Annotated in this window: 10 protein-coding genes; 1 reads left to right on the plus strand and 9 read right to left on the minus strand. The window is 69.2% G+C overall.

Going from position 1 to position 12740, the window contains the following annotated elements; all coding sequences use genetic code 11:
* Nucleotides 1–36 precede the first annotated feature (36 nt).
* Nucleotides 37–432 carry a hypothetical protein gene (locus tag AC1D29_RS11935; RefSeq protein WP_477897489.1) on the plus strand — a complete coding sequence of 132 codons (396 nt, stop codon included), beginning with the start codon at nucleotides 37–39 and terminating at the stop codon, nucleotides 430–432.
* Nucleotides 433–459: 27 nt separating this feature from the next.
* Here AC1D29_RS11935 and AC1D29_RS11940 read toward each other — a convergent pair whose 3' ends face one another.
* The 9 genes from AC1D29_RS11940 to AC1D29_RS11980 all read right to left on the minus strand — a co-directional run bounded on the left by AC1D29_RS11940 (nucleotide 460) and on the right by AC1D29_RS11980 (nucleotide 12708).
* Nucleotides 460–1446: a glycoside hydrolase family protein gene (locus AC1D29_RS11940; protein ID WP_477897491.1), complete on the minus strand. Its 987-nt coding sequence runs from the start codon at nucleotides 1444–1446 to the stop codon at nucleotides 460–462.
* Between the two features lie 21 nt (nucleotides 1447–1467).
* Nucleotides 1468–3441, minus strand: a complete 1974-nt coding sequence (locus AC1D29_RS11945) for an RICIN domain-containing protein (RefSeq protein ID WP_477897493.1) — start codon at nucleotides 3439–3441, stop codon at nucleotides 1468–1470.
* 66 nt (nucleotides 3442–3507) lie between these two features.
* The gene (locus AC1D29_RS11950; RefSeq protein WP_477897495.1) at nucleotides 3508–5316 is read right to left on the minus strand and encodes a glycoside hydrolase family 2 protein; all 1809 of its coding nucleotides are present in this window, start codon (nucleotides 5314–5316) and stop codon (nucleotides 3508–3510) included.
* 24 nt (nucleotides 5317–5340) lie between these two features.
* A complete protein-coding gene (yjfF, locus tag AC1D29_RS11955) occupies nucleotides 5341–6315 on the minus strand; it encodes a galactofuranose ABC transporter, permease protein YjfF (protein ID WP_477897497.1) in 975 nt (324 codons plus the stop codon).
* Nucleotides 6312–7256 carry an ABC transporter permease gene (locus AC1D29_RS11960; RefSeq protein ID WP_477897499.1) on the minus strand — a complete coding sequence of 315 codons (945 nt, stop codon included), beginning with the start codon at nucleotides 7254–7256 and terminating at the stop codon, nucleotides 6312–6314. The genes yjfF and AC1D29_RS11960 overlap by 4 nt, the downstream gene beginning before the upstream one ends.
* Nucleotides 7253–8746: a sugar ABC transporter ATP-binding protein gene (locus AC1D29_RS11965; protein ID WP_477897501.1), complete on the minus strand. Its 1494-nt coding sequence runs from the start codon at nucleotides 8744–8746 to the stop codon at nucleotides 7253–7255. The genes AC1D29_RS11960 and AC1D29_RS11965 overlap by 4 nt, the downstream gene beginning before the upstream one ends.
* Nucleotides 8746–9702, minus strand: a complete 957-nt coding sequence (locus AC1D29_RS11970) for an ABC transporter substrate-binding protein (RefSeq protein ID WP_477897503.1) — start codon at nucleotides 9700–9702, stop codon at nucleotides 8746–8748. The genes AC1D29_RS11965 and AC1D29_RS11970 overlap by 1 nt, the downstream gene beginning before the upstream one ends.
* Before the next feature lie 271 nt (nucleotides 9703–9973).
* The gene (locus AC1D29_RS11975) at nucleotides 9974–12187 is read right to left on the minus strand and encodes a TonB-dependent receptor (protein ID WP_477897505.1); all 2214 of its coding nucleotides are present in this window, start codon (nucleotides 12185–12187) and stop codon (nucleotides 9974–9976) included.
* Nucleotides 12184–12708, minus strand: a complete 525-nt coding sequence (locus AC1D29_RS11980) for a TonB-dependent receptor plug domain-containing protein (protein WP_477897507.1) — start codon at nucleotides 12706–12708, stop codon at nucleotides 12184–12186. Before AC1D29_RS11980 ends, AC1D29_RS11975 begins: the two co-directional genes overlap by 4 nt.
* Between the last annotated feature and the right edge of the window lie 32 nt (nucleotides 12709–12740).

Raw genomic sequence — 12740 nt, forward strand, 5'->3', positions numbered from 1 at the left:
ACACACTGCGGCTTGCTTAGGGCTGGAGGTCTTGTCATGGTGTTGCTTGTCGGATGGTTGTTGGTGTTGCTGCTGCTGGCGCTGTGGTCCGGGCTGGTCATGGCGGCGCAGTCGCTGCTGACCGCCCTGCTGTCGCAGGCGGACGTGCTGGGTTCGGGCGACTGGACCTTGCCCGAGGCCCTGACCGCCTGGCTGCCCGTGCCGGCGGCGGAGTGGCTGATCGGCACGGTCGAGACGCTGACGCCCCAGCTGCAGGCGCTGGCCGGCGCGCTGCCGTCGCTGGCGGGCGGCGTCACGCTGCTGGCCTGGCTGGTGTGGGGCGTCGGTGCGCTGATGCTGCTGGGCCTCGGCCTCGTGGGGCATGTGGCGGTGGCCTTGTGGCGCAAGTCCAGCCGCTCGTCGGCCGAGCCGCAGATCACGGCCCTGCGATAAGCCGGCCGGCCAAGGCCGGCCTTCGCCTCACTCGGGGTACGCCTTCTGCAATGCATCCAGCTGCTGCGGCGTGATGGCCATCATGAAGCCGTGCCGCAGCGTCGCCGGCATCTCGAAGCGGTTCCATTCCTTGACGCCCGAGTTGCCCCAGACCTCGATCCAAGGCCCTTCCAGCCGCGGCGCCATCGACAGCCCGTAGCTCGTCCCCGCGTACTGCTCGTAGTACAGCAACCAGTCCGCGCCGTTGGGCGCGCGGATCAGCGTGGGCGCCTCGCGGAATGCCGGGCTGAGTGAAGGCCCCGGCTCCGGATACGGCCCCAGCAGGTGCGCGCTGCAGCTCATGCGCACCGTCTTGCCCGTGGTCCAGTTGTACGACGGGAAGCGCTCGTCCTTCACCACCGCGCAGTAGCCACCCGCCGGGTTGTCGACGAGGAAAACGTCGATGGTCGCCATGTCCCAGTCGAACAGGCGCTTGGGTGGCCCCGTGAACTCGCGCAGGTCTTTCGACGTGACGACCATCGTGCGCTGGCTGGCCCAGTAGCGCTCGGGGTCGTCCGGCGAGCCGGGCACGTTGGGCGTGTGCCACATCAGCACGAACTGCTTGCTCGCCTTGTCGAAGAACAGCTTGGGCGCGCCGATGCGCTGCAGCGGGTGCGGCTGGCCCACGAAGGTCGCGAGGTCGGGCTTGTAGGTGCCGAACTTGGTCCACTTCACGAGATCGTCCGAGACCCAGAAACGGATCTCGGGGTCTTCGTCGCTCTGGTTGCCGACGAGGTAGTAGCGCCCATCGCCACCTTGCACGATGGACGGGTGGCCGTGGTACTCCTCGTTGACGGCCTTGCCCTTGTTCAGACGCTTCCAGTGCAGGCCGTCGGTGCTGACGGCGTAGTGCAGCACGCCGTAGCGGGCGTGCGTCATGTGGGCGAACAGGTAGCCGCCAGGTGCTGCATCGGCGGCACGGGCCAGGCCCGTGACCGCGAGCAGCAAACCGGCGAGCCAGGTTTGCAGCTTCATCGTGGATATCTCCTTTGAAATTCAGGGCGCCAGCAGTTGCCAGCGTTGGCAATCACCGCCCAGCCATTCCCACTGCGCCACGTCGGCGCCGTTGGCGGTCGAGCAGCCGGCCACGTCGAGCACGCGACCGCTGTTCTTGTTGACGATGCGGACATAGCCCGCACCGACGTTCTCGATGCCCCAGCGCTGCGCCGCGGCGTTGTTGCCGGTCCACTGGCGCACGTCGGCGCCCATGCGCAGCGAGGCGTCCTGCACGTCCATCTTCAAACCGCTGTTGACCGACGTGAGTTCATAGAAGCCGTCGGCCGTCTGCGTGACGTTCCAGCGCTGGCAGTTCGCGCCGCTGTAGGGCCACTGCTGGATGTTGCCGCCGGCCACCGTCGAGCAGGCGTTGACGTCCAGCGCCTGGCTGCTGTGCTTGGCGATGACCTTGTAGGTCGCGTTGGCGACCGAGTTCGGGCTGACGCGCTCGAAGCGCCAGCGCTGGCAGTCGCCGCCCAGCCAGGTCCATTGCTGCACGTTGGCGCCCGTGGCCGCGGAACAGGCGTTCACGTCCAGCACGAGGTTGCTGTTGTGGTTGATGACGCGGTAGTAGCCGTCGCCGACCGGTTCTATGCGCCACTGCTGGCAGGCGGCGCCATTGGCCGTCCACTGCTGCACGTTGCCACCGGCGCCGGTGGAGCAGCCGTTGACGTCCAGCGCTTGGCCGCTGTGCTGGGCCGTGAGGGTGTAGATGCCGTTGGCCGTGTTCGTCACGCGCCAGCGCTGGCAGTCGCCGCCGGCCCAGGTGTACTGCTGCACGTTGGCGCCCGGCGTCGTCGAGCAGCCGGCCACGTCCAGCACCTGGCCGCTGTGCTTGGCCACCAGCCGGTAGACGCCATCGGCGACCGGGTTGTTCAGCGGCGCGCTGGCGAATTGCATGCGGCAGCTCATGCCGGCCAGCTGCAGCACGCGGGCGTTGTCGGCGGAGGGCAGCAGTTGGGTGCTGTAGTTGGTGCAGGCGTCGCCCCCCGTGCCCACGGGCGTGGCCAGCGGCGTGGCGGCCTCCGTCCAGGTGCCCGTGCCGCCGGCCGTGTTGAACATGTAGACGCGGCCGTTGGCGTCCTCGTTCAGCGCGTTCGTGCCGTTGCGCCGCAGCAGTTGCCCGATCAGCAGCAGGCGGCCCTGCGCGCTGCCGTCGTTCATCCACGTCAGGGTGGGCGTGTGGCTGAAGTGGTTGCCGGCCGTGGATTCGACGCGCGTGCCCATGTTGCTGGCCGTGCCCCAACTGCTGCCGTTGGTGGACGTGCGGACGTAGACATCGCAGGATCGCGAGCCGCAGATCTCGTAGCTCATCACGTACGAGCCATTGGGCAGCCGGCGCACGATGGGCATGCCGGGGCGCAGGTCGCCGCCGTCGCTGATGCCCACGTCGACGACGTCGGCGCCCCAGGTCAGGCCGCCGTCCGTGGAGACCTTGTGCGCGATCAGCTGGTTGAAGCCGCCGGCCTTGTACTCCTCGCTGGAATAGAACATCAGCAGCCGGCCCGCGCTGTCGATGGCGAACTCGGGCTCCCAGATGCCGGTGTTGCCGACGGCCGGCACCGACAGAGGCGTCCACGTGCGGCCCACGTCGGTGCTGCGGTACAGGCGGATGGTGTGCGTCGTGCCGTTGCGGCCGGTGGTGGCCCAGAACAGCGTGCCGGCCGCGGTGGCGCCCAGCGTCTGTGGCACCTCCCACAGCCCGCTGCAGCAGTGCCAGGTCTCGGGCACCGTGATGCTGCCGACCTGGGCCCACGTCGCGCCCTGGTTGGTGCTCTCGTAGATCAGCGACTGGCTGCCGCCGAGGTCGTGGGACGCGATCAGCCGGCCGTTGGCGCCGCCGCTGGCGGCGAGCCGGATCATGCGCGGGTAGAAGCTGTCCTGCGTGGTGTTCAGCACCGTGTCGGCCGCGCGGGCCGGCGTGCCGAACAGCAGCGCGCACAGCGCCATCGTCAAAGCGAGAAGAACTCTCATGCCTGTCTCCTAAGGATGGGAAGAAGGCGGCTCTGGCGGCCGCTCAGGGTCTGTGCCCCCAGAAATTCAGCGACCGAACTCGATCAGGGCGCGGTTGGCTTTCCTGACGCGTTCGAAATCCAGCTTCCTGACCTGCCGGTCGTAGGTGAAGAAGCCGTTCAGCTCCTCCTCCACGTCCGTGGTCTCGGTGTAGACCGCCGCGCTCAGGCCTTGCGTCGCCGCGAACTCGCGCAGCCGCGCGGCCTGCTCGACGTAGACCTTGGTGACGGCGTCCTTGCTCTCGTAGAGCAGGTAGCAGCACTTGGAGTCGGGCCGATACATGTGGCCCGGCGTGCGCAGGCTGTTGCCGCCGTACTCGCCCAGCACCGCTATCCGTCCAGGTTGGCCGGGTTGCCAGTTCACCCAGGCCGGGCCGGGGTAGTCGTGCATGTCGATGACGTCGCCGCCGCCCTGGTCGTGCGGCTCGAAGTTGATGCCGGAGTGGGTGTTGATCAGCCGCGTCGCATCCAGCGACTTGAACGCGTCGGCCATGCGGCGGTGGTCGAAGTCGCCCCAGCTCTCGTTGAAGATGACCCACGAGACGATGCTGGGGACGCTGCGCAGCTGGTCGACGATCTCGCGCATCTGGCCTTCGGTGCGGGCGCGCACGGCCAGGTCTTTCTCGGCGTCCCAGGCCTGCGGCATGTCCTGCCACACCAGCAGGCCCAGCTTGTCGGCCCAGTAGAACCAGCGCGCCGGCTCCACCTTGATGTGCTTGCGGACCATGTTGAAGCCCAGGTCCTTGGTGGCCTGCAGGTCGAACTTCAGCGCGGCGTCCGTGGGCGCGGTGTAGAGGCCGTCGGGCCAGAAGCCCTGGTCCAGCGGACCGAACTGGAAGACGAACTTGCCGTTCAGCAGCGGGCGCGGGATGCCAGCCACGTTGCCGATGGCGATGGAGCGCATGCCGAAGTAGCTGTCGACCTGGTCGACCACCTGGTCGCCGCGCTTCAAGGTGACCTTGAGGTCGTACAGGAAGGGATCGTCCGGCGACCACAGGCGCGGCTTGGGCACGGGGATGTGCAGCGCCGTGCCTGGCCGGCCGGTCACGCGGCCGACGGGCTTGCCGTCACGCAGCGCCACGGCCTCCACGTCCGCGTCGGCGTCCGCGCGGACGATGACCTGCAGCCGCTGCCTGGCCACGTCGGGCGTCAGGTCCAGCCGCGCGACGTGGGCCGCGCCGACGGGCTCCAGCCACACGGTCTGCCAGATGCCCGAGCTGGGCGTGTAGAAGATGCCGCCGGGCTTGAGCGACTGCTTGCCCAGCATGCCATCGCCGGTGCTGGGGTCGAAGGCCGCGACGACCAGCTCGTTGCGACCGGGCTTGAGCTGGTCGGTGATGTCGAAGCTGAAGGACGCATAGCCCCCGTCGTGAAAGCCGACGCGCGTGCCGTTGACGTAGACCGTCGCGAAGCGGTCCACCGCACCGAAGTTGATGCGCACGCGCTGGCCCGCCCAGGCGGCGGGCACCTCGAATCCGCGGCGGTACCAGAGGTTGACCTCGCCCAGCCGCTCGAGGCCCGACAGGCGCGACTCCGCCGGGTAAGGCACGCGCACCTGCTCCACCTTGGCCGGGAAGGCCGGCGCGGTGGACGGCGCGTGGCGCGCGTCGGGCGCGCCCTTGCCGCCCCAGTAGTCCCAGCTGCCGTTGAGGTTCAGCCACGACTTGCGAGCCAGCTGCGGGCGCGGGTACTCGGGCAGAGGCACCGGGGCCTGCTCGGCCTCGGCCGTCCACGGCGTCGTGAGGCGCACGCCCGGCACGACCGGCTTCTCGGGCTCCTGCGCATGGGCGAGCGTGCCGGCCAACGCGAGGACGACGGTGGAGATCAGCAATCGCATGAGAAAGACCTCGGGTGAAATGAATCAGGAAGAGAAGCGACGGCGCGCGTGCCACCACACCAACAGCCGCTGCAGCCCGCAGAACACGCCCAGCAGCGCGCCGATGACGATGCGCGTCCACCAGGAACTCAACGTGCCGTCGAACAGGATCAGCGTCTGGATCAGCCCCAGCATCAGCACGCCGGTCAGCGCACCCAACACATGGCCCGTGCCGCCGCTGAGCAGCGCGCCGCCGATGACCACGGCGGCGATGGCGTCCAGCTCCAGGCCCTGCGCGTTCAGGCCGTAACCCGACAACGTGTAGACCCCGAACAGCACGCCGCCCAGCGCCGCGCACAAGCCGCTGACGGCATAGACGCCGATGCGCGCAGCGGCGACAGGCAGGCCCATCAGCCGGGCGGACGTCTCCTGCCCACCCAGCGCGTAGACCGCGCGGCCGAAGCCGGTTGAGCGAGCGACCCACGCGGCCAGGGCCAGCACCAGCAGCGCGCAGACGGCGCCAGGCGTGATCTCGCCCAGCGGACCGAAAGACCAGCGCGCTTGCGACCATGCCGCCAGCGTCTCGTCGCTGATCGCCATGGAATCCACGCTGATCAGATAGCAAAGCCCGCGCGCCAGGAACAGCCCGGCCAGCGTGACGATGAAAGCCGGCACGGCGAAGGCGTGGATGACCCATCCCATCAGCGCGCCGAAGGCCGCACCGCCCAGCAGCAGCAGCGGGATCAACACCAGGGGCGGCCAGTGCGCGCGCTCCAGCCCCCAGGCCAGCGCCATCGTTGTCAGCGCGACGACGGAGCCCACCGACAGGTCGATGCCGCCGGACAGGATGACGAAGCTCATGCCCACGGCGACGACGAGCAGGAAGGCGTTGTCGATCAGCAGGTTCAGCAACACCTGGCCGGACAGCAGGCCCGGGTAAGCCGCCGCGCCGCCCAGCGTGGCAGCGACGAGCAGCAGCAGCGAGGCCCAGCTGGGCAGGTCTTGCGCGCTGAACTTCATGCGCGCCTCCATACCGCCGACTGGCTGATGGACACGGCGAACACCACGGCTGCCTTGACGACCAGCGTGACCTCGGGCGCGATGCCCAAGGCGTAGATGCTGGTCGTCAGCGTCTGGATGATGAGCGCGCCGAGCAGGCTGCCGCGCAGGCTGAAGCGGCCGCCCAGCAGCGACGTGCCGCCCAGCGTGACGGCCAGGATGGCGTCCAGCTCCAGCATCAGGCCGGCGTTGTTGGCGTCGGCGCTCTGGATGTTGGCGGAGATCATCAGCCCCGCGAGGCCGGCGCACAGCCCGCAGGCGATGTAGACGGCCAGGATCAGCCCCGCCGCATGCACGCCCGCCAGCCGCGCCGCGGCGGGGTTGGCGCCCGCCGCCTGCAGGAACAGGCCCAGCGCCGTGCGGTGCTTCAGCAAGCCCAGCAGCGCGGCCAGGCCCAGCGCCAGCCAGGGCGCGAACGGCAGCCCCAGCAGGAAGCCCTTGCCGAGGAAGGCGTAGCCCGTGTCATTGATGGTCAGGATCTGGCCGTCGGTGATCAGCTGCGCGATGCCGCGGCCGGCCACCATCAGGATCAGCGTCGCGATGATGGGTTGCAGGCCGCCCGCGACCACCAGCAGGCCGTTGAACAGGCCGCACAGCGCGGCGGCACCCAGCCCGACGGCCAGCGCGATCACCAGGCCGCGTTCGGGCAGCAGCGCCGCCGCGACTGCCGCGGTGATGGCGACGACGGCGCCCACCGAGATGTCGATGCCGCGCACGGCGATGACCAGCGTCATGCCCATGGCGACCACCATCAAGGGCGCGGCACGGTTGACGATGTCGATCAGCGGGCCGAAGGCGTGGCCGTCCTGCCAGCGCAGCGCGACGAAGCCGGGGTTCAACGCCGCGTTGAGCATCCACAGCGCCAGCAGCACGAAGCCGGCGTGCCTCACGGATGCATTCATGGGCCCGCTCCCGCCATCACGTGCAGCAGCCGCTCCTCGCTCAAGCCCCGTGTATCCAGCTCGGCCACCTGGCGGCGCTCACGCAATACGACGACACGGTGGGCGGCGCGCAGCACCTCGGGCAGTTCGGACGAGATGAACACCAGCGCCATGCCTTGCCGGCAGAGCTGCAGCACCTCGGCCATCAGGTCCTGCTTGGCGGCGATGTCGATGCCGCGCGTGGGCTCGTCCAGGATCAGCAGGCGCGGCGCGGTGGCCAGCCAGCGCGCGAGGATGGCCTTCTGCTGGTTGCCGCCGGAGAGCAGAACGATGGGCGTCTCGGCGTCGGCCGTCTTGATGCCCAGCTGCGTGATGAAGCGCTGCGCCAGTTCGCGCTGCGCGGTGCGCGGCAGCATGCGGAACACGCCGCGGCGCGCCTGCAGCGCCAGCACGATGTTCTCGCGCACGCTCAACGCCGCCACGATGCCGTCGACCTTGCGCTCCTCGGGGCAGAAGGCCAGGCCAGCTCGGATGGCGTCGCGCGGGCTGCGCGGGTCGAGGGGCCGGCCGTCCACGCGCAGTTCGCCGGCATCGGCGCGGTCAGCACCGAACAGCAGCCGCGCGGCCTCGGTGCGGCCGGCGCCCAGCAGGCCGGCCAGGCCCACCACCTCGCCCGGTGCGACGCTGAGGTTCAGGCCTTCGATGGCGTTGCGCCGGCCCAGTTGGGCGGCCTGCAGCAGCGGCTGGCCGGCCGGTGCCGCGTCATCGCGCGCGGCGGTGGTCGTCGACAGCTCGCGGCCGATCATCAGCTGCACGAGCTTCATGCGCGGCAGCCCGGCCGAGTACTCGCCGACCAGCTCGCCGTTGCGCAGCACCGTGAAGCGGTCGGCGACGGCATAGGCCTGGTCGAGGAAATGCGTGACCAGCAGGATGGCCACGCCCTCGCCGCGCAACTGGCGCAGCAGCGCGAGCAGCCGCGTGGTCTCGGCTTCGTCGAGGCTGGACGTGGGTTCGTCCAGGATCAGCACCCGCGCCTGCTGGTGCAGCGCCCGGGCGATGGCCACCATCTGCTGCAGCGCGACGGGCAGCTCGCCCAGCGGACGGTGCATGTCCAGTTGCAGCCCCAGACGCACCAGCGCGCCCTCGGCCTCACGGTGCACGCGGCGCCAGTCAATGCCCCACCAGCGGCGCGGCAGGCGGCCGGCGAGCAGGTTCTCGGCGACCGACAGGTTCGGGCACAGCTGCACCTCCTGGTGCACGACGGCGATGCCGGCGCGTTGGGCGTTCAGCGGCGTGCGCGCATCGAACGGCTGGCCGTCGAGCGTGATGCTGCCGCCATCGCGCGACTGCACGCCGGCCAGGATCTTGATCAGCGTGGACTTGCCCGCGCCGTTCTGGCCCATCAGCACCTGCACCTCGCCGGCCCGCAGCGTCAGCCCGGCATTCACCAGCGCGGGCACGCCGTTGAAGGCCTTGGCGACGGCTCGCGCGTGCAGGACCGGATGCGTCATCAGTACCTGCGCTTGGGCAGTTCTCGCGCGGCGACCTCGGCCGGGAACACGCCCTCCTCCGTCACCATGCGGCGCGGCAGCGTCTTGCCGGCTTTCAGATCCTTCACGGCCTGCATCAGCTGCGGGCCGAGCAGCGGGCTGCACTCGACGGTGACGTTGAGCTTGCCCGCCACCATGGCCTGGAAGGCGCCCTTCACGCCGTCGATGGAAATGACCAGGATGTCCTGGCCGGGCTTGAGGCCCGCCTCCTCGATGGCCTGGATGGCGCCCAGCGCCATGTCGTCGTTGTGGGCGTACAGCACATGGATCTTCTTGCCGGCTTCCGCCTTCAGGAAGGCCTCCATGACCTCCTTGCCCTTGGCGCGGCTGAAGTCCGCCGTCTGCGAGCGCACGATCTTCAGGCGCGTGTCGGCCTTGATGGCCTCCTCGAAGCCCTTTTTGCGGTCCAGCGCGGGCGCGGCGCCCACGGTGCCCTGCAGCTCGACGATGCGGACCTCGTCCTTGCCGCCCTTCATGCGGTCCAGCAGCCAGCGGCCGGCGCGGCGGCCTTCCTCGACGAAGTCGGAGCCCATGAAGGCGACCCACAGGCTCTCGTCGGCTTCCTTCACGAGGCGGTCCGTCAGGATGACCGGGATGCCGGCGGCCTTGGCCTCACGCAGCACGGTGCCCCAGCCGGTCTCCACGACCGGCGACAGCGCGATGACGTCGACCTTCTGCGCGATGAAGGCCCGCAGCGCCTTGATCTGGTTCTCCTGCTTCTGCTGCGCGTCGGCGAACTTCAGCTCGATGCCGGCGTCTCTCGCGGCCTGCTTGATGGACGCCGAGTTGGCGGTGCGCCATTCGGACTCGGCGCCGATCTGCGAGAAGCCGAGCACCAGCTTCCTGTCGGCCGCCCAGGCGGGCAGGCCCGTGGCTGCGAGAGCAGCCAGCGCATGGCGTCGGGAGATGAGGTCCATGGCAACGGCTCCATGAAGAACGAAGAAAAAGGCCGCCCCGGCACGCGCTCGAACGAGTGTGTGCGCGAGGCCGGCGTGAAGGCGGCGCCGAACCGTGCGCCGCGCGGAGTCAATCGAAGACTTAGGTCTTCGGGGCCGAGCGCCGGGCCGCCCCAAGCCGGCCCGCCTGGCGATGTGCGTGGCGGTCAATCCGCCACGCATCGCCGTCCCCTCGGGGGACCGACCAGACTGGCCCGCGTTCAGCGCGGCCAGCTGGGCGAGGGGCCAACCGTCACAACTTGAAGTTGAAGCTCAGGCCATAGAACTTGTCGTCCGACCGGATGTCGTGCGGGAAGCTCTCGTTCTGGAAGTAGCTGTAGTACTTCGAGCCGGTCAGGTTGTTGGCGTTGACGTTGACGCTGAGGTGCTCGTTGAACTGGTAGCCCAGCGAGAAGTCCAGCCGGCCGTAGGCCTTGACGCGGTTGTAGTACGGCTGCGTGTTGGGGCCGCAGACGCCGGTGCTCAGGCCGTTCTCGGCGGGCGAGGCGACCAGGCAGTCGATCTGGCCTTCGTTGAACTTGTCGCGCCAGGTGTAGGTCAGGCGGCTGGTGAAGCCGTACTTCTCGTACAGCACGCCCGCGTTGTAGCTGTGCTTGGACACACCCAGCAGCGGCTTGCCGAACAGCTTGTCGCCCACGGTGTCGACCTTGCTGTCGGCCATCGTGTAGTTGCCGAACACGCCCAGGCCTCCCATCGCGCCCGGCAGCATGTCCAGGAAGTACTGGGCGCTCAGCTCCAGGCCCTTCAACGTGGCCTTGCCGAGGTTGCGCGGCCGGCTCATGTCGTAGGTGACGCCGTTGATGACCTCGCGGGCGACCGAACGCACGACGCGGTCCTTCAAGGTGCGGTGGTAGATGGCGGCCTGCAGGTAGCTGCCCTTGCCGAAGTACTTCTCGACGGACAGGTCGTAGGCCGTGCTGGTCTGGTCCTTCAGTTCGGGATTGCCGCCGCTGCCGCCGGGGATGACGTTGGCATTCAGCGGCACCGCGTAGTTCAGCGTCGGGTTCAGGTCGCCGAGACCCGGGCGGGCCATCGTGACACCGGCGGTGGCGCGCACCAGCAGGCTGGGCATCACCTCCAGCTTGGCGCTGGCGTTGGGCAGGAAGTGGTTGGTCGTGGACGAGGCGGTCTGCGGCGTGACGACACCGCTGATGCGGCCGGCGCCGGAGATGGTGCGCTCCGAGCGCACGAAGCGGCCGCCGAACACGCCGTCCAGGCGCATGCCCGCCACCGTCGTCTCGTAGTGCGGCTGCACGTAGAGCGCGTAGGTTTTTTCCTTGGCGTCGAAGTTGTTGACCGGGGCGTAGGCCGGGTCGCCCGGCTGGCTGCCGTACAGCACGCGCAGCACGTCGGTGTTGTTGCGCAGGTAGTCGGGGTTGGGCGTCATCCACGGCTGGCAGCCGTTGATCTGCGGGATGCAGTTGGGCGCCTGGATCAGGAAGTCCGCCGGCAGCTGCGTGGCCGAGCTGACCAGCGTCACGCGGTTGCCGCCCGGTGCGCCGGGGCCGCCGGCTTCGTTGGCGCGGAACTGGGAGTCACGGTCGGCGGCGCGACCGCCGAACTCGATGGACGTGATGAAGCCGTCGAGGTCGTAGCTGCCCTTGACCGCCACCGCGTTCTGTTCGCTCTTGGCCCAGTTGATGTCCTGGAACAGGCCGTTGGCGAAGCGGAAGTCGGTCTTGCTGCCCAGCGGGTTGCCGGGCATGTTGGTGGTGCCGTTGCCGCCCGCGTTGACGACGATGTCGACCGCGCCGATCTGCTTGCCGATGTCGACAATGATGTTGCGGTTGCGGTTGTCCGACGCCATGTGCGAGAGGTCGAGGTTCAGCGACAGCGGGCCGGCGTTGTACTTCCAGCCGCCGGCCAGCACGCGCTGGTCGGTGGCGCCGGTCTTGGCCTGCGTGCTGGTCAGGCCCGGCACGTTGTTGAACGTGGCGGACACGCCGTTGCACAGGCTCTGCACGCCATCGGTCGGCGAACCCAGGAAGCCCGCACCGTTGATGTTGGCCTTGTAGCAGTCGTCGCTGGCCTTGGCGTTGGTGATGTTGGCCGCGGCAAAGATGTCCGAGAAGATGAAGTAGGTGCCGAACTTGCCGCGGTAGCCGGCGTACAGCGCATCGGCATAGAACTCGTTCTGCGCGTTCGGGCGCCACTGGATGGAGGCGTTGGCCTGCGGGCGCTGGTAGCCGCCGGTGTCGGTCAGACCACCGACGCAGGTGGGCAGCACGATGCCGGCCGCACCCGCCGGGCCGTTGGTGCCGGAGCGCGGGTCGCAGTTGAAGGAAATGGGGCGGTTGAACTTGTGGTCGGCGTAGGAGACGTCGGCCAGGATGCCGATCTCGCCGGCGTCGGTGCTGACGCGGTAGGAGCCCAGCACGCCGAGCTTGGTGCTGGGCTTGGTCGTGAACTCGCCGACATTGGCGCGGCCGTTGACGACCAGCGTCATCCCTTGCGGAACTCCATGGGCTTGCGCAGCTTCAAGTCGATGGCACCTGCCACGCCGCCTTCCAGCAGGTTGGCGCCGGCGGACTTGTAGACGTCGGCGCGCGAGATGGCTTCGGCCGGCAGGTCCTGGAAGGCGAAACCGCGGCCCACGCCAGTGAACATCTCGCGACCGTCCACGGTGGTGACGATGTCGCCGATGCCGCGGATCAGCGGGTTGACGATTTCGTTGTTGAAGCCGACGACGGTCTGGATGCCTGGCACGCGCTGCAGCGCCTCGGCCACCGTGTTGTCGGGGAACTTGCCGATGTCGTCGGCGACGATGGACTCGACGACCTGGTCGGCGTCGCGCTTGGCCTGCACGGCGGCGTTGCGGCTGGCGCGCTGGCCGAGGATGACGACCTGGTCCAGCTTGTTGGCCTCGGCCGCCGGCTTGGGCGCCTCCTGCGCCACGGCCTGCGGGCCGGCGAGAGCCAGCGTCAGCATGGCGGCAGCCGAGATCGGCGAGAGGGTGAATCGCTTCATTGTTGTCTCCTGGGGCCTGGGTGCGGCGCTGC

This window comes from Roseateles sp. P1_C6, from assembly GCF_056406315.1.